We start from the raw sequence: 18,277 nt of genomic DNA, 5'->3' as shown, positions 1-18,277 counted from the left end.
GATTGCGCCTGTGACGGTGTTTGATGACCGAACTGTGAAAATCGTCACGTAAATAGCCATAAGCTGGCGAAAACAGGAGGAGGAATGTGCCTGGTGCGATAGACGATTTCTCACTGATGGTTATCACAATGAGAATGATGAAACCGTATTGATGAGGAGTCATACTGGAATAAAAGATGGCGACGGGACTCCGCCCCGCCGCCTGGAGAACCTGGCGGAGATCAGAGCTCCGCCATGCGTTGCCACATTTTTTCCGCCACCGGACGCGCTTTTTCATAAAAACGGGCTGCGTCAAAGGGGAACTGGCGATCTTCGTAAATCATCTTGCCCGCCACCATTACGCTGTGTACCGATGCGCTACCCAGGCCAAAGGCGAAATGGCCCGCCAGGTTTTCCGGGCACAGCGGTGTGGGGGCCGGATAATCACAGATGGTCAGATCGGCGGTATAGCCTTTCGCCAGCCTTCCAAAGGGCTGGTTGAAGTTGCGTTCCAGCAGTTGATTACCGCCGTGCAGCATATTCAGGAAATCGGTCGGCCACAGTGGCCCGCCTGCGTCACGGTGCTTAAAGTAAGCGAACTTCAGCTCTTCAAACATATCGGCGCCGATACCATCGGTACCCAGTGCGACGTTTCTGAGCATTGGCAGATGTGGGTTGTAGCCGACGCCGTTATTCATGTTAGAGCGGGGGTTATGAGCCAGGAACGCATGACGTTCATTCAACAGCAGTACGTCGTCAGACGACAGCCACAGACCGTGGGCGATCAGGCTTTTTTCACCCAGCAATCCGAATCTATCCAGGCGAGCCAGCGGTTCCATACTGTACTTGTCATGACACCAGGACACATCATAGCGATCTTCCGCAACGTGAATATGCAGGCCTCGACCAGTCGCTTCGCAGGCTTCATGTAGCAGCTTTAGCCCGGCATCCGGTACCGTGAAAGGGGCATGAGCGCCGATATGCGCTTCCACCAGGTAGTCGTCGGGCGCTTTTTCTTTATCACTGTCGATTTGCTGGGCGAAGCGGATGTTCTCTTCCACTCCCGCTTCCAGCTCTTTCAGACCGCCGTTACGATCGGTGGTTTCAAAACAGGTCATGCCGCGCAGGCCGACGGTGATAAAAGCTTCACGTAGTAGTGACAGAGAGCCGTGGATAAACTGCGGTGAAGCGTGATGGTCGATAACGGCGGTACAACCGCTGCGCACCGCTTCCAGCGCGCAGATTACGCCGCTGTAGTAGAGAGACTCTTCGTCCAGCGCGCGATCCAGCCGCCACCACAGGTTTTTCAGGGTGGAGATAAAATCGGGGCAGGGGCCGATGGGGGCGAGAATGCCGCGTGACAGACCTGAATAGAAATGGTTATGGGCGCACACCAGCCCCGGCATTACCAGCTTGCCGGACATCTCTTTCACCAGCGCGTCGGGGTAGCGGGCCGCCAGATCTGGCCCGATATCGGCAATACGCGAGCCTTTAATTAAAATGTCGATACCGGATGTGACCAGGGCCGGTGAAAGCTCGACGGCGGTACAGTTTTTTAGCAATAGCATAGGGATTATTCCTCCACGACGCCCAGCAGATAGCCGTGATGCTGCCGGGTGTAGTTGATAAGCCGGTTCATTTGCGTCAGCGCGTCTGGCAGGGAGACAGGTTTGCCGTTTTCATCAAGCTCCAACTGCCAGGTACGCCCGTCCTGACGAATGTGGATTCGGTTTCCGTCCAGCAGGAAGCCAGGGTTGTCGCTGCGCTCGAAGTCTTCTGCCAGGCTAAAGACCGTAACTTTGTCTTTATAGGGTTTGCCCTGCCATGGACAGAACTGGGCACAGTTGCCGCATTCGTTGCACAGGGCGTCCAGGTGGAGGATCTGCTGGCGGCTGTGGAACCCCGGCACCGGAATAGCGACATTGGCGCGGTTGGGACAAACATCCACGCATTTACTACACACGTAGTTACAGGAAAGGCAGCGCGCCGCCTCCTGCCGGGCGAAAGCGTCGGGTGCGTCGGGTGCTATCTGACGTACGGCGATAGTGCCTTTGCGGGCGTAGATTTCCAGTGGATCGGTATTCATGGCGTCGCGACGGGTGTGGGTCACGGTGATATTTTCACGCTTGAGTATGGCGTCGCTGGCCTTACGCGCGCCGCCGATGGCGGCCACGATGGATGCCGGGCCGCTCTGTACATCGCCAATCAGAAAGACGTTCGGTATCGCGGTTTCCAGGGTTTGGGGATTGACTGCCACAATATCGCCGTTGTCGCTCTCCAGACCCATTGCGCGCAGCGCCTGCCAGTCCGGGGATTCTCCGGTTGCGGTAATAAGCGCGTCGAAGTGCAGGGTACGTCGCTCGTCGGTGGGCAGCGGACGGCGACGTCCGCCGGCGTCAGGTTCGCCTAACCGCATGACCCGCAGGTGCAGCTGGCCATCGGCGTCATACTGTTCCGGATTCACCAGCGTGACGAAATGCACGCCATCTTGTTCAGCTTCGGCGATCTCCTCCGGCCAGGCGGGCATGGCTTCTCGATCCCGGCGGTAAACGATGGTGGCGCCGGTGACTTCCGGCAATCGCAACGCGGCGCGCGCGCAGTCCATGGCGGTATTGCCGGCGCCGACAATGGCGATTTCGCCGCGCAAGGGCGGTGGAGCATCGCTGTTAAAGGCGCGCAGGAATTCAAAGGCGCGCCAGACGTTAGGGTTATCCCCGGCTATCTGCAGTACGTTATTCTTGCTTGCGCCGGTGCCGATGCAAATATAGTGGAATCCCTGCTGGCGCAGTGCGTCGATGGTTAGCTTCGGATCGCAACCATAAACGAATTTCACTCCGTGATCGGCAATAAAGTCGATATCTTGCTGCACCAGTTCAGCCGGAATGCGAAAACGCGGCACGATGTTTCTGACTATGCCGCCAGCGTTGGCCTCGCGCTCGAACAGGGTTACCGGATGTCCGGCCCGGGACAGAAAATAACCGGCTGCCAGCCCGGCGGGGCCGGCGCCGATCACCGCTACCGGGTGCCGGTTGCCGGAAGCTGCGGGCTTATGCCAACGAAGACGATACTCCTCCCAGCCTTTTTCCCGGGCGATCTTTTTAATCGCCCGAATATTCAGGGCATTCTCGTAGTCCATACGGGTACAGTTGAACTGGCACTGATGATCGCAAATATGCCCGGTAATAGATGGCAGGGCGTTGCGTTCGTATATCAGCGACAGGGCGTCAGCGTAGCGTCCCTGGCCTGCCAGCCGCAGATATTCCGGGATATCCTGCTTAATGGCGCAGGCGGTAACGCAGGGGGCGACATAGCAGTCCACCAGCGGCAGCGCCTCTCCGGTATCGATCTCCTCTTTGCCTTTCCAGTCTTTCTGAGCCCAGTCAGCGCTCAGCGCTTTATCTGCCAGCCGCTCCAGCGCGGCGACATCAATGCCGTTATGCTGCCAGTCTGGTAGCTGCGACAGTAAGCGGGCGCATTCGGCCATTCGCAGGTATCCGCCTGGTTTTAGCAGATCTGTCGCCATGGTGATGGGCTGAATTCCGGAATTAAAGATATCGACGATGTTAAACTGGCTGGCTCCGCCGGAATAAGAGATGGGCAGGCGGCCTCCGAAATGTCGCGACAGCATGGCCGCTACATTTATGGAAAGCGGGAACAGGGCTCGTCCGGACATATACATCTCGTCGCCGGGCAGCACCCCTTTATGGTTGCGGGCACCCAGAGTGTTGGTCAGCTTTACGCCGAAAGAGAGTTTCTTTTCGGCGCCCAGTGCCATCAGGCGCGTCAGCATTTCCAGAGCCTGTTCCGGCTGTAAATCGTGGCTGAAAGACTCCTCGCTAAGGGAGACATAGTCAAAGCCGTTGCCGTCCAGAATCTCTCTGACCCGGGCATAACCCAGCAGTGTTGGGTTGAGCTTCACGTAGGTGTGTAGCCCCTTTTCTGTCAGCATATAGCGGCAAATGGACTCAATTTCGTCCGGTGGGCAGCCGTGCATGGTGGAAAGCGTTACGCTGCGCACCATACGCGGCGAGATGCGTTCCGGTAGTTCGCTCAGAGAGCGGGCGTCGCCTTTGGCCAGAAGTTTCCAGCCGCCCTGGGCGATAAACTGCGCCAGCTCCTGGCGGTATTGGGTAAATTTGCTGTTTTTCCCGGCATTCATCATCTCGTCGATAAATTTTTGCATCGGCGGTTGGGTAATGCCTTTAAGGTCGTAGCCGACGCTCATATTGAAGATGAACGAACGTCCCTGTTGCGGGCCTCGCGGGGAGAGTAGCGTTTCCAGCAGCCAGAGCGCCATCCAGGCCTTCATATATTCGTCCCAGGCCTTTTCCAGCGTGTATTCGGTGGACCACTCGGTATTAAAGGCTTCATCGCTGGCGTCGATACAGGGTTTTTCCAGCTCCAGACGGTCAAGAATCTGTACCGTTTTCAACTCGATAAAACTGCCGCCAGTTAGCCAGGCGACGATGATATTGGGAGCCAGTTGGGTGTGAGGGCCGGCCGCCGGGCCAAGGGGGGTGTCGCAAGTTTCGCCAAACAGCGAAATCTGGCGCGAGGGATCGCGGGTATAAAACTCGGTTTCGGGAATACCGAAGATGGCTCCCGTCTCTTCATATTCGGCGCAGATGCGCGTTAAAAGCTCACTAAAAGGAATGGGACGCATGATGTCAGCCATTACATTGCTCCTTGCTCTGTTGTTCTTGTGTGCCCGGCGTGGGGCCGGTGCCGGAGGATCGCTGCTACCGGAAAGCAACATCTGAGCCAGTGGTGCGTCTGCGACGGATTTCACGCTGGTATCGTGACTGGTTTCGCACTCTGAATGCGAAAATCAGACATCAGGCAGGGGAGCTGACAGCCGTTCTCGCAGGGTGAGACATTCTGGCTGATAGTCCGTATCAAAATGAGAAGATACGAAGCGGATAATCCGTCTCAGGGTGGGAATTCAGGGACGGCACAAGAGTTGCTTCTCTCTGGAATCTATTCCGGAATGATGAGGGCTCGTACGATGACTATTTTTTCAACCCTGTCCCGCCTGGAGGCGGAAAATCGAAGCTTTGCCCTGTTGCAGATAGTGGAAAGCCGTGGTTCAACACCGCGTCATTCCGCCTGTATGGCGGTGACAGAAGACGGCGAGGTGCATGGCACCATCGGCGGCGGCATGCTGGAACGACTCGCTATTGAACGTGCCGGCGTAGCGATAGCGGAAGGTGCATCCTGTCTGTTTCACGGCCGGTTGGCACGCCAGGGGGAAAATGCGGTGGGTTCCGACTGCGGCGGTGCGGTAACGGTACATATCGCGGTTTATCCCCGACGCCCCGAGCTTTTTCTGCTGGGGGCCGGTCATGTGAATCGGGAAGTGGCCAGGGCGGCGCTGGCGCTGGATTTTCAGGTGACTGTGGCCGATACCTGGGAAGCCAATCTGAACCATCCCAGCCTTCCGGAGGCATGTCGTCGAGTCAGCGGTAAGAATTATGCCACGATCGTTCCTGAACTGGGGCTGGATGAACAAAGTTATGTTGTGATCGCTACCAATCATGAGGATCGGGAAGCGCTGATCGGGGTCATCGAACGGCCGGTTCGCTATCTGGGCCTGCTGGCGAGTCGACGCAAGGCCCATCATTTCCGTAATATGTTGCATAAAGAGATGGGAATGTCGGAACAGGAAGTGGCGCGTTTATATGCGCCCCTTGGCCTGGATATTCACGCCGAAACGCCCGCTGAGATTGCCATTAGCATTCTGGGCGAGATTGTCAGTCTGTATCGCGGTCATTGGGTAACACAGAAAGCGGCGCCGACAGGCAGCGAGCCTGAAGCCGCCGCCTGTCGGCAGGAGGCTGCCGTTACTGGCTGATGATGGTGCCGGTTCGTCCGGCGATACCGTCGCTGGCCCGCGCCAGTAGCGTAATCAATGCCCGGCGTCCCGGACGTGACTGGGCAAAAGCCAGCGCCGCTTCAACTTTCGGCAGCATCGATCCCGGCGCGAACTCGCCGGCGCTGATGTAAGCATGAGCCTCCTTAGGCGTCATGCTATCCAGCCACTGCTGCTGGGGCGTATTAAAGTGCACTGCTACTTTTTCTACCGCGGTCAGGATGATCAGCATATCCGCGTCGATGGCCTGGGCCAGCAGGGCGCTGGCGCGATCTTTATCGATCACGGCGCTGGCGCCACGCAGATGAACGCCATCCGCGACCACTGGGATCCCGCCGCCGCCGATAGCAATTGGCACCTGGCCGGCGGCCAGCATCGCCTTAATGGCATCCAGCTCGATGATCTCAACGGGTTCGGGGGAAGCCACCACGCGGCGCCAGCCGCGGCCGGGCTCTTCCCGAACGCATACGCCCTGCTGCGCCAGCTGTTTGGCGTTTTCTTCGCTCAGAAAGGAGCCGATAGGTTTGTCGGGCTGGTGAAATGCCGGATCGCGCTCGTCGACCCGGACCTGGGTAATCAATGCCGCCACGCCCTTATTGATACCGCGCTTGCGCAGTTCTTCACGCAGCGCGTTTTGCAGATCGTAACCAATGTATCCCTGGCTGAGCGCCACACAGACCGACATTGGCAGTACCGGCGAATGGGCCGGAGTGTGGGCGGCGGACTCAAAGGCCTGGTGGATCATGCCGACCTGCGGCCCATTGCCGTGGGTAATTACCAGCTCGTGTCCCTCTTCAATGAGTCCGGCCAGCGTCTGTGCCGTGCTGTGCACCGCCTGCATTTGCTCTGCCAGATCTTTGCCCAGCGCGTTGCCTCCCAGCGCCAGTACGATTCTTTTCTTCATAGATTTACCCCCGATTAACGGAAAAAGGCTGCCGATGCAGGAAACGTCCGTGCCCCGCCCGGCCGGTGAAGCGCCCGCGATCGCAAACCACTTCACCACGGGAGAGGGTCATAACCGGCCAACCATGGCAGGCAAATCCCTCCCAGGGGGAGTAGTCGACGTTATCATGCAGTTCGCTGTGATGAATGGTGGTGCGACAGTCGGGATCAAACAGCACCAGATCGGCATCGCTACCGGGCATCAGATTGCCTTTACGCGGCCATAAGCCGAAAAGTTGCGCCGGCGTGGTGCTGGTCAGCGCCACAAAGCGCGAAGGGCTGATGCGCCCGGTAGCGACGCCTTCGGAAAAAAACAGCGCCATCCGGTTTTCGACCCCGGGCAGGCCGTTCGGACAGCGGCTGAAATCATCAGCGGCCAACGCCCGGCGCAGGGAAAGCGGAAAGGTACAGTGGTCGGTAGCGACGGTATCGATACTTCCGTCGGCAATGCCCACCCACAGTTTGTCTAACTCGGGTCTTGGGCGTAGCGGTGGGCTAAGGATGTATTTCAGCCCGTCAGGCTCCAGATAGCGGTTGATATCCAGCAGCAGGTACTGAGGGCAGGTTTCCGCCCATACAGGCTGACCTTCGGCCCGGGCAAGGCGAATATAATCAAGCCCCAGCCCGTTAGAGAGGTGCACGATATAGAGCGGCGCATCGCCGGCAAGTCTGGCCAGGTTGATAGTGCGGGCGATGGCTTCGGCTTCGCAGGCTGCCGGGCGGCTACGGGCATGCCAGATGGGGGAGGTTTTTCCTTCGGCGATAAAGCGTTGGCGGTTGAAGTTCACCACGGCATCGTTTTCCGGATGTACCGTTGCCAGTGCGCCCACCTGCTTCAGGCGCTGTAGCAGACGAAGAACGTCGCCGTCCGGTAAGTGATACTGGTAGGTCAGGTAAAATTTAAAGCTGCTGATGCCTTCGTCGTGCACCATGGCAGCCAGCTCGTCAAGGATCGCATCATCAATATGCTGAATAACGCCGTGAAAGCTGTAATCGATCGCCGCTTTATCGTGGGCATACTGATGGTACTGAGTCAGTTGGTGGTGCAGGTTACAGCCAGCTGGGCCGAATCCCATGTGATCGATTATGGTCGTGGTACCGCCGCAGGCCGCGGCACGGGTGCCGGTAAAGAAATCGTCGCAGCTGCGGACGCTGCCAACCTGGATATTGAAATGGGTATGCACGTCTACACCGCCAGGCATGACCAGCAGGCCGTTGGCGTCAATTACCTGGTCGATCTGTTTGTCAGGAATATCGGCAGAAGTTCGGGCGATTCTTCCATTCTCGATCAGCAGGTCGCGGCGGTATTGTCCGTTGGCATCGACCAGGGTACCGCCTTTAATTAATACTTTCATGACTCTGCTCCTGGGGCGCCCGCTCAGAGCGCCCCTACCTGGGTTTTAGGATTTCTGCTGCAGCCAGGTTAACGGAATTGCCGCGTACATCGCCGCACAGGTGACCAGGTGTGACTTCCAGGTCTTCTCGTTGGGGGCGTGGGCTTCCGGCTCTTTACCTGGACCGAAGCCGATGACCGGAATACCGTGGCGGCCCATAATCGAGACGCCATTGGTCGAGAAGGTCCATTTATCGACCACCGGATCCTTGCCGAACAGACCCTGGTAAGCCGCGCTCAGGCTACGTACCGTAAAGTGATCTTCTTCCACTTTCCAGGTGGGGAAGTAGCACTCAGTGGGGTAGACCAGTCCGGTCCAGGATGGGCGGTCGTACTGATAGAGCAGCACCCGGGCTTTAGCCGCCTTCACGGAGGGTAATGCGCGGATCTCTTCCAGCGCCCCTTCCCAGGTTTCGCCCCAGGTCAGGCGACGGTCGATGGAGATAGCGCAACTGTCCGCGACCGCGCAGCGGCTGGGGGAAGTAAAAAAGATTTCCGAAACGGTCAGGGTGCCTTTACCAAGGAAATCATCATTGCCCAGATGATTCGCCAGGGATTGCAGCTCGGTCAGGATGGGCGCCATTTTAAAGATCGCATTATCGCCGCGCTCCGGCGCTGAGCCGTGGCAACTGATACCGTCTACCTCGACGCGAATTTCCATACGGCCGCGATGACCGCGATAGATTCGGCAGTCGGTGGGTTCGGTACTCACTACGAATTCCGGACGAATGCCAGACTGTTCAATGATGTACTGCCAGCAAAGGCCATCGCAGTCCTCTTCCTGGACGGTACCTGTCACCAGTAGCGTATAGTCGTCCTCAAGTCCTAAGTCTTTGATAATTTTACCGGCATAAACCATTGATGCCATGCCGCCTTCCTGATCTGACGTGCCGCGCCCGCCAATAATTTCGTCGTCTTCCATGCCCTCGTAAGGATCGAATTTCCAGTTATTGATATTGCCGACACCGACAGTATCGATATGCGCATCCATTGCCAGCAGCCGAGGCCCGTGACCGATATAGCCCAGGATGTTGCCCATGGGATCAATTTCGACTTTATCAAAGCCAACTTTTTCCATCTCTTCTTTAATGCGGTGAATAACGCGTTTTTCATCGCAGCTTTCGCTGGGGATCGCGATCATATCGCGCAGAAAGCGCGTCATTTCCGGCTGATAGCGTTGGGCCAGTTTCAGGATGTCGTTGAAGGGTACAGATTTAGCCATGACAAGATTCCTTATTCATTCTTGATTACTTAAATTGCGTCTTTTCCTTCCCATACCACTTCGCGATAGTGTTGCGGATCGGTATCGCCTTCGGTGCTGATGGCGAGAATGCGTGATTCCGGGGTGAGGTTTAATTTCTTCATAAGCGCCGCGCGCTGGGGATGGTGCATGACGGCGGCCAGCAGGCCGACGGTGACGGCTCCCGACTCACCGGAAACGACCCGCGGATCGTTTCCCAGGGGATTGCCCAGCACCCGCATACCCAACGCTGCGACCCGATCTTCGCAGGAGATAAACTGCCTGACGTTATCGCGCAGCAGCGGCCAGCCGAGGGGATTAGGTTCGCCGCAGGCCAGACCCGCCATTATGGTATTCATATCACCGGAGACGTTGACTATGTCGCCCTGAATGGCGGAACGGTACAGGCAGTCGGCGCGATCGGGCTCCACCACGATGGCGTGCAGCCGTTCGGCGCCATAGCGATCGGCGAAGTAGCCAAGAACTCCGCCCGCCATGGCGCCGACGCCGGCCTGGAGTAGAATATGGGTCGGCGGCGCGTTCAGCATCGCCTCCATCTGTTCCGCCGCCTCGTCGGCAAGCGTGGCGTAGCCCTGCATAATCCACGTTGGAACGTCGGTGTAGCCTTCCCAGGCGGTATCCTGAACCACTTCCCATCCACGTTCGGCGGCAATGCGCATGGTCAGGCGCACGGTATCGTCATAGTTCATATCGGTGACGATGCACTCTGCACCCAGGTCGGTAATGTGTTTTACCCTAAACGGTGAAGAGCCTTTCGGCATATAGATGACCGCGCGTTGTCCCAGTTCACGGGCGGCCCAGGCCACACCACGGCCGTGGTTGCCGTCGGTGGTGGTGGCGAAGGTCATGGGCGGTCTGTTCAACTGGCGAAACTTTTCGAACGAGAACTGCTGAATATCAAGATTCAGCTTCCTACACAGCAGACGGGCAATAGCCCAGGTTCCTCCCAGCATTTTGAACGCGTTCAGGCTGAAGCGCTGAGACTCATCCTTCACCAGTACCTGGCCGACGCCCAGGGCATGGGCGAAGTCGTTCATGGCGTACAGCGGCGTGGGGCGATAGCCGTTCAGGGTACGGTGGAAGCGACGCGCCTCCTGGGCGGCCTGTTGACCGAAGAGCGGGTCCGGGGTCGGGTGAAAACGCCCGTTGTCGGCGATCTCTATTTTTAGTTCAAACTGTGACATACGAGAATTCCTCAAACATCCCGGACGCCCGCGAACGGCGGGGCCCGGAGAGGTCGTTAGCCGTATATACGGGGAATGGCGGCTTCCAGACGTTGCGCCAGCACATCGCCGGGTTTAGCGAATTTGCGGGCGAGGATCATGGCGGCGATGATCCAGGGCTTCCAACTGGCCTCTTTATAGGTGGCGATGCGGTAGCGTTCGAACACGCTGGCTTCCACTTCGCCGCGTTCACAGGAGATACCTGTGATGTCTGCGGGCAGGCAGTGCATGTAGAGCGCGCTGCCGTTGCGGGTGCGTGACATCATCTCCTCGGTGCAGTGCCAGTGGGTGTGGCGGGCGTTCTCTGCCAGACAGGTCTGTTCCAGAGCTTTAAGCCCCTGGCTGTCGTTTTTACGCAGCAGCTCGGTACGCTGTTGCATGATCTGCCAGGGCGCCCAGGATTTGGGATAGACAATATCGGCATCCTGAAAGGCTTCTTCCATCGTGGTGACCTGGCGGAAGCTACCACCGGAATTGCGGGCGTTATTTTTTGCTACGTCAATGACATCGGGAATCAGATCGTAGCCCTGGGGGTGAGCCAGGGTAACGTCCATTCCAAAGCGCGTCATCAGGCCGATGATGCCCTGAGGAACCGACAACGGTTTACCGTAGCTGGGGGAATAGGCCCAGGTCATGGCGATTTTCTTGCCGCGCAGCTCTTCCAGACTGCCGAAATGCTCTTTAAGCCAGGCCAGGTCAGCCATCGCCTGGGTTGGGTGGTCGATATCACACTGGAGGTTGACGATCGCGGGACGCTGCGGCAGTACCCCTTCGGCGAATCCTTCATCCAGCGCTGCGCCCACTTCGCGCATATAGGCGTTACCGGCACCAAGATACATATCGTCGCGGATACCTATGGCTTCGGCGCAAAAGGAGATCATATTGGCGGTTTCGCGTACCGTTTCACCGTGGGCTATCTGTGACTTCCCTTCATCAAGATCCTGCTGAGTCAGACCGACCAGGTTAAGGGCCGATGCATAGGAAAAGCGGGTGCGGGTGGAGTTATCGCGAAACAGAGAGATGCCCAGGCCATTGTTAAATACGCGGGTGTCAATATTACTGGCACGCAGGGATTTCAGGGCTTCGGCCAGGTAAAGAATCTGTTCCAGCTCGTCGCGGCTTTGTTCCCATGTCAGTAAAAAATCCTTTTTATGTAGCTCGGACGGCTTATCGTTAATGATATTAATCAGACGTTTTATCTCTTTCATTTATGAGATCCCTTACGAACACTAATTGACAAGTTCGGGTATATGAGAGGAAGCGACTTCGTTTTCCTGAAGACGCGCAGCTACTAACAAACAAGTTTTGTGCCAGGTTGTGAGCCAGTGCTAAATGTTTGGCATCAGTCATGTTTTTTCATACCTCTCAGGGAGTAACCTCAAACAATGGCGCTATCTGAATCAAAGTGTGCGGATCAAGGGAGATCAAAATGAGAAAAGGAAACTCAGTTATCAAAATGAGAGACCAGAAGGCTGATAATGTCTGCGAAAACATCAAAAATATCTGCTCAGCTATTCACAGCGAACCCCCATCTGATTCCCTCCTGATGCCGATTCAAAAAACCGTACAGCATTTCGCCAGTTTGTTGGCGAATGTGCTGCATCTGGAAGTGGAGGTCGTGGATAACCAACTGCTGCGTATCGCGGGTACCGGCCCCTACGGACAGCGTTTTGGCCAGGTGCCAGCCAGTAATACGCTGTTGCTGAAAGAGGTGATGGATAAAAATCAGGAAGTGGTGATCTTCGATTCCCGGCAGAACCTGTTATGTCAGGAGTGCACCCAGCGCGAAAGCTGTCGGGAGCGAGGGTTCGTCGGCGTACCGATCGTCCACCAGCAGCGGTGTCTGGGGGTGATAAGCCTGGTGGCGGTGAATATTACACAACTGCGTCATTTGCGCGAACATACCAGCATGTTTATTGAATATATTCGCCATATTTCCACGCTTTTGGCCGATAACCTTTCCGTGCTGCATAAGAAGGAGCCTCCACTCGATCCACTGCTTCAGCGTCTGGCGGCGGGTATCGACCGCGCCGTGATCCTCTGCGATCGACAACAAAACGTGATGCTGATTAACGATCGAGCCAGGGAGATGATCGGATCGGAAGAAGATGTGTTGCTGTGGCAGAATGCCGTTCTGGAGTGTTCCCCGGGGCAGCAGACTTTTTTGCTGCGAGCGGAGGAGCGGCGCTGGCGTATTACCGGTCAGTTCGTTGAGGCGGAAAACGGCGCATTTTTACTCCCGTCCTCCTGCCAGCCAGCCGAGCGGGAGGGGAAAACGCCGGAGCCGGCAGTGCCCACCATTAAGAATCTGATTGGGGAATCGGCGGCCATTCGCAAACTCAGGCACCTGGTCGGCCGTATTGCCGGTAGCCCGTCCAGCGTGATGATTCTGGGGGAAAGCGGTACCGGGAAAGAAGTCGTGGCGCGTGCTATTCATCGCCTTAGCCCGCGCCACGATAAAACCTTTGTCGCCATCAACTGCGCGGCGATACCGGAAAATCTCCTGGAAAGCGAGCTATTTGGTTATGCGAAAGGGGCCTTTACCGGTGCGTCGCCTGGCGGGAAGCAGGGGCTGCTTCAGGTGGCCAACGGCGGCACTCTGTTCCTGGACGAGATTGGCGATATGCCTATAGGGTTACAGGCGCGCCTGTTGCGCGCTATAGAAAGCAGGGAAGTGATGCCGATTGGCTCCAGCGTACCGGTGCCGGTGGATATTAGGATTATCTCCGCCACCCATCAGAATCTGGAAGCTCATATTCGCGAAGGCAATTTTCGCGAAGACCTTTTCTATCGGCTTAACGTAATCCCGCTCTGCCTGCCGCCACTGCGTGAACGAGAAGGCGATGTGGAGTTGCTGATCAACCATTTTATGGCCTGGCACGCCCGACGTATTGGCCGCCGCTGGGCCGGAGTGAGTCCGGAAGTGATGAAGATGCTGTGCGGCCATTCGTGGCCGGGCAACGTGCGCGAATTAAGTAATCTGGTGGAGTATCTGATCAATATTGTGCCGGAAGGTGAAGTGATCGACAGCGCGCTGTTGCCGCCGGTTTTCCATTCCCACTATTTTCATGCGCCTGCATTGCAGGAAGCAGGTAACGATAATAGCTGTGTCAGTGCAGTGGCAGAGAGCGCCCAGCCGAATCTTAAATCGGTGGAAAAAACGCTGATTGAAGAGGCGTTACAGCGCACCCGCAATAAAAAACAGGTGGCTGATGAATTGGGAATTGGCGTGGCCACGCTGTACCGCAAGATTAAGAAGTATGGCCTGGCGTGAGGCGTTCGCGAATCTGGTAATACTGCGACGGCGTATCCAGATCCCAGTGGATGCTATGGCTGTCCACCAGTAGGGTTTTTCGACCCAGGCTTGCCATAATCTGTCGCAGATTATCCTGTGGTGCGGCGTTGAGAATGCGTTCGCGCAGCACGGGAGGCAGCAGCGCCGGGTGGCCCCGGCCCCCGTCGCAGAAAGGAACCAGACTTAAGTTACTGCGGTGGCGCCATAACGCAGCATAGATAGCGGGGTTAATGGCGGGCATATCACCAGGCACCATAAAGAAGTGGTAGCCTGGCGTCAGCGCCTGCGCGCCGCAGCGCAGCGATGAGAACATGCCCTGGCGGTAATCGGGATTGTGGCGTAGCACCACGCCGGGTTTGTCGGCATAGCGCTGATGCAGGGTTTCGCCCCGAAACCCCGTAACCAGTACCACGCGCTCGCAAAAAGCGAGCGCGTTATCCAGCGCGCTGTCCAGTACGCAGCCGCTATTGCCCCAGGGCAGCAGCATCTTCCACTGTCCCATACGGGATGACAGCCCCGCCGCCAGCATCAGGCACTGTTTCATAGTGCTCAGGCCGGTTTCAGAACAGCTTTTATCGATTTGATAATCGGCGCGTAACCGGTACAGCGACACAGATTGCCTTCCAGCGCGTCATTGATTTGAGCGTCGGTCGGCTGTGGCGTGCTGTCCAGCAGCGCTTTAGCACTCATCAACACGCCGGGCGTACAGAAGCCGCACTGGACGCCGCCGTGGCGGACAAAGGCTGCCTGTAGCCGCTGCCCGACCTTATCGTGGCGTAGCGCTTCGACGGTGACGATCTCTGCGCCGTCGCACTGGGCCGCCAGTAACAGGCAAGAGCAGACTGCCTTACCGTCGACGATAACCGTGCAGGCGCCGCATTCGCCGACGGAACACCCTTCTTTGGTGCCCGTCAGACGCAGGTCGTCGCGCAGAAAATCGATCAGCCGCTGATTATCTCCGACGTCGTGGTGAACATGGATGCCGTTCACTTTCAGTTCAATACGATGCATGATTTCTCCTTACCTGCTTTTGTTCGCCAGAACCTCTTCCAGCAGCTGCGTAAACATTTCAACGCCTGCCGGCACCTTATAAGGCGCAGACCAGCGTTTTCCGATAGCCTCTTCCAGCATCTGCTTCAGTAACGTCGCTCCTTCCTGAATCAGCGCCGCATTGAGTTGACGACCCGTCAGGCATTTCTCCAGGGCGATCAGCCGTTGGGGGTGGCTGAATAACGCACCGTCTACTATCCGACAGAAGGTCAGCAGGCCGGATTCGTTCACCACAAACTGCCCGGTGAAGCTCTGGCGCGTGATGTTCAGTGCGTTGCGGCGGCCAAGCTGCAGATAGCGCTGCTGAAGCCCGGGGTGGCGCTGTGGCGGCGGCAAGAGAATCGCGGTCAGTAATTCTCCCGGTTCGAGCTGAGTTTTATAGCCCCCGGTAATAAAGTCGCTCAGGGGCATTGAACGAGGAGCTGCACCGTGGCGTTGCAGTTCAACCTGAGCGTCATAGATGATGAGCGGCGGCACGGAATCGGCGCAGGGGGCGGCGTTAACGATATTACCGCCTACGGTGGCGCGGTTACGTAGCTGGAGCGAACCGATAGTGTTACAGGCGGTCACCAGCAGCGGGTAATGGGGGGCGATCAGCTCATGGCTGGTCAGGTCGCTAAAGCAGACGCCCGAGCCAATCCGTATGTTGCCGTCCGGCTGAGAAGTAATGGTTTTTAACGCCTTAATGCCGGATATATCCACCAGTGGTACTGGCGCGACATTGAGGCGTGCCTGTACCAGCACGTCGGTGCCGCCCGCGATAACCCGGCGCTGCGGATCCTCTCTTAGCAGGAACAGCGCCTCTTCCAGGCTCCTGGCTCGGGTGAGCGCAAGGGTATTTAGCCGCAGTACCTGTTTCTTTTCCGCCGATTCGGCCAGCAGTTCGCTCTGGCGCACTGGTTTCTTCAGAGGATGGCCTAGTTTGACCTGCTCCAGGGTCAGGGGGAGCGCGTAATTACGCTTACCCATTGCAAAGCTCACGGCGTTATTGAGCGCTGCCGCCCCCAGTTCCAGCACCGGCTCACCGAGAACTTTTGCGCCGAAGGGGCCCGCTTTATCGTGGTTTTCGACCGGAATAATGGTGATGGGCGGAATATCCTTGATGGTGGGTAGCAGGTAAGTATCAAAGTTTTCCGACTTCACCTCGCCGTGTTCAATATTGAACTCTTCGAGCATGCCGTAGCCGACCATTCCCTGGGCGATGCCGCCGCTTACCTGACCTTCGAAGCCGACTTTATTGATTACCTTGCCGACATCGTGGGCCGCGGTGGCGTGATTGATGCTGATTTTGCCGGTTCGGGTATCGACAATGATATCGGCGATCTGGCAGCCGTAGACCCAGGTGAAATAGGGGCTACCGGTGCCTTTTTCTTCGTCCCAGTGAATACTGGGCGCCACGTGCCAGCCGTAGGCCGAAAGGTTGGCTCCGGTGGCTCGGGTCATATTAGCGACTTCCTGGAAGCTCAGGCGATTATAGGGATGGCGGCGGTTGAAAACTTTGCCGTTTTCCCACACCAGATCCTCTTCGTTTTCCACCGCGAGTTTTTCTGATATGGCTTGCGCCATCCGGCGTTTCAGCTTATTGGCCGCGCTAAGAATCGCCTGGCCGCCCATCAGGGTGCCGCGTGATGCTACCGTTGAACCGCCGTCCGCAATCATCGCGGTATCGGGTTCGCTGAACATCACGTTTTCCAGCCCGATGCCAAAGGCTTCGGCGGCGATCATCGACATGGTGGTTTGCAGCCCCTGGCCGTTTTCCGATACCGAGGTGGAGATGTTCACGCTGGCGTCGGCGTTAATCTGAATCAGCGCCGACGATGCATCCAGCCCCTCGGCGCCCAGTGAACAGCCACGGTGGCTCAGGGCCAGTCCGATACCGTAGCGCAGGGGGCCGCCCTGAGCGTTCAGACGGGCATAGTACTGGCGCTTTTCTTCGAATTCCGCGCTGCTGGTCGCTTTTTCTAACACTTCCAGTGCTGAGACGGTATGCTCGGTAAAGACCTGCCCGGCCATGCTGGTATCCCCCTGACGTAGCGCGTTGCGCCGTCGTAGTTCGACAGGGGAAAGCCCGAGCGCGTCAGCGACTTCATCTATCAGCGACTCATTGGCGAAGATCACCTGCGGCGCGCCAAAGCCCCGATAGGCAGAGGTATAGTTATTGTTGGTGTAGACGCCGGTCACGTCGACACGCACATTGGGAATGTTATATGGCCCGGCCGCCTGCACGGAACTGCGCCAGGTGACGAAGACCGTTTGCCCGGCGTAGCTGCCGCCATCCGCCAGTACGTCGATTTTCATGGCCTGAATGCGGGCCTCGTCGTCCAGACCGATTTTGTACTTCATAATATAAGGGTGACGCTTGTAGCTTTCGCGCATTGACTGTTCGCGGTTATAGGTCATTTTGACCGGGCGCGACGTTAGCCAGGTCATCAGGGCCGAACGGCAGGCCAGATGATCGATAATATCGTCCTTGCCGCCGAACGAGCCGCCCAGAATTGAACGCCGCACATTCACCTTAGACTGGGGCAGCCCCAGGTACTTCGCTACGAAGCCTCGTACCCGGTGGGCGTTCTGAATCGAGCCATAGACGGTCATAATCTGCTCGTTATCGTCATAGCAGGTGGTGATGGATTCCGGCTCGATGTAGGCATGCTCCTGGAACCCCACGCTGTATTCCCGCTCGAAGATATGAGTGGATGCGGCGAAACCGGCTTCGATATCACCTTTCACCGTATGATGGTGATTAATAATGTTGTTGTCCCGATCGCTGTGAATCAGGCGGGCTCCGGGGCTAATGGCCTCCTGAACAGAGGTGATGGGCGTCCAGGGGGTATAACTGATTTTAATTTTCTCGGCCGCCAGGCACGCCGCCTCGTAGCTTTCAGCGGCCACTACGGCCACTACGTCGCCGCGAAAGGCGATTTCGCGATCGACAATAGGTGGATAGTCGGGAATAACCACCCCAATCTGCTTTTCACCTGGAATATCCTGCCAGGTGGCGATACGAACCACACCGGGTACCTTTTCCGCCTCTGACAAATCCAGCGTATCGATGCGTCCGGCGGCAATATCAGCATAGCGGCAGACGCCGTACAGCATATCCTTCATCACAATATCGTCGCCGTATACCGCAAGCCCCTTCACTTTGGCCATGCCGTCGGTACGCGGCACTTCACTGCCCACAGTTGCTGTTTCCATTGAATAAAGTCTCCCCTCTGGATGGAGTAAGGTGCTGCTTATTTTTCCTGAATAGCCTGCAAGCAAT

General features: G+C 57.1%; 12 protein-coding genes. 2 read left to right on the top strand and 10 right to left on the bottom strand.

Annotation, left to right across the window (positions count from 1 at the left end):
* Window positions 1-221: 221 nt before the first annotated feature.
* Together ssnA and ygfK are read right to left on the bottom strand one after the other, a co-directional pair.
* Complete coding sequence (gene ssnA / locus V3W49_RS04470; RefSeq protein ID WP_500143926.1) at window positions 222-1,547, bottom strand: putative aminohydrolase SsnA; 1,326 nt, start codon at window positions 1,545-1,547, stop codon at window positions 222-224.
* Between the two features lie 5 nt (window positions 1,548-1,552).
* Entirely contained in the window at window positions 1,553-4,654 is a 3,102-nt protein-coding gene (ygfK, locus tag V3W49_RS04465) for a putative selenate reductase subunit YgfK (protein ID WP_500143925.1), read from the bottom strand.
* A gap of 330 nt (window positions 4,655-4,984) precedes the next feature.
* Between ygfK and V3W49_RS04460 the strand changes: the two genes are divergently transcribed.
* The gene (locus V3W49_RS04460) at window positions 4,985-5,830 is read left to right on the top strand and encodes an XdhC family protein (protein ID WP_500143924.1); all 846 of its coding nucleotides are present in this window, start codon (window positions 4,985-4,987) and stop codon (window positions 5,828-5,830) included.
* On the opposite strand, the gene arcC is transcribed toward V3W49_RS04460, so the two are convergent.
* Genes arcC through ygeW form a run of 5 tightly spaced genes read right to left on the bottom strand, consistent with a single transcriptional unit; the run spans window position 5,820 to window position 11,875 of the window.
* Window positions 5,820-6,752: a carbamate kinase gene (gene arcC, locus V3W49_RS04455; protein ID WP_500143923.1), complete on the bottom strand. Its 933-nt coding sequence runs from the start codon at window positions 6,750-6,752 to the stop codon at window positions 5,820-5,822. The two genes, V3W49_RS04460 and arcC, sit on opposite strands and share 11 nt — an antisense overlap.
* A gap of 4 nt (window positions 6,753-6,756) precedes the next feature.
* Window positions 6,757-8,145, bottom strand: a complete 1,389-nt coding sequence (gene hydA / locus V3W49_RS04450) for a dihydropyrimidinase (protein ID WP_500143922.1) — start codon at window positions 8,143-8,145, stop codon at window positions 6,757-6,759.
* 45 nt (window positions 8,146-8,190) lie between these two features.
* Window positions 8,191-9,405: a YgeY family selenium metabolism-linked hydrolase gene (locus V3W49_RS04445; RefSeq protein WP_500143921.1), complete on the bottom strand. Its 1,215-nt coding sequence runs from the start codon at window positions 9,403-9,405 to the stop codon at window positions 8,191-8,193.
* A 29-nt stretch (window positions 9,406-9,434) separates the two neighbouring features.
* Window positions 9,435-10,628 carry a diaminopropionate ammonia-lyase gene (gene dpaL / locus V3W49_RS04440; RefSeq protein WP_500143920.1) on the bottom strand — a complete coding sequence of 398 codons (1,194 nt, stop codon included), beginning with the start codon at window positions 10,626-10,628 and terminating at the stop codon, window positions 9,435-9,437.
* Window positions 10,629-10,684: 56 nt separating this feature from the next.
* Complete coding sequence (gene ygeW, locus V3W49_RS04435; RefSeq protein WP_500143919.1) at window positions 10,685-11,875, bottom strand: knotted carbamoyltransferase YgeW; 1,191 nt, start codon at window positions 11,873-11,875, stop codon at window positions 10,685-10,687.
* A gap of 338 nt (window positions 11,876-12,213) precedes the next feature.
* Between ygeW and V3W49_RS04430 the strand changes: the two genes are divergently transcribed.
* On the top strand, window positions 12,214-13,941 hold the full coding sequence (locus tag V3W49_RS04430) for a sigma 54-interacting transcriptional regulator (protein WP_500143918.1): 1,728 nt from the start codon (window positions 12,214-12,216) through the stop codon (window positions 13,939-13,941).
* Here the strand turns inward: V3W49_RS04430 and V3W49_RS04425 are convergent.
* From V3W49_RS04425 to V3W49_RS04415, 3 genes are read right to left on the bottom strand one after another with little or no spacing between them, the layout of a single operon-like run.
* Window positions 13,919-14,506, bottom strand: coding sequence for a nucleotidyltransferase family protein (locus V3W49_RS04425; RefSeq protein WP_500143917.1), 588 nt, complete (start codon window positions 14,504-14,506; stop codon window positions 13,919-13,921). The genes V3W49_RS04430 and V3W49_RS04425 overlap by 23 nt on opposite strands.
* 5 nt (window positions 14,507-14,511) lie before the next feature.
* Entirely contained in the window at window positions 14,512-14,973 is a 462-nt protein-coding gene (locus tag V3W49_RS04420) for a (2Fe-2S)-binding protein (protein WP_500143916.1), read from the bottom strand.
* Window positions 14,974-14,982: 9 nt separating this feature from the next.
* Window positions 14,983-18,210: a molybdopterin cofactor-binding domain-containing protein gene (locus tag V3W49_RS04415; protein WP_500143915.1), complete on the bottom strand. Its 3,228-nt coding sequence runs from the start codon at window positions 18,208-18,210 to the stop codon at window positions 14,983-14,985.
* Window positions 18,211-18,277 lie beyond the last annotated feature (67 nt).

Origin of the sequence: Rosenbergiella sp. YN46 (genome assembly GCF_036620675.1) — a bacterium.
Classification (GTDB): domain Bacteria; phylum Pseudomonadota; class Gammaproteobacteria; order Enterobacterales; family Enterobacteriaceae; genus Jejubacter.
This window is presented reverse-complemented; position numbering and strand designations above follow the sequence as displayed.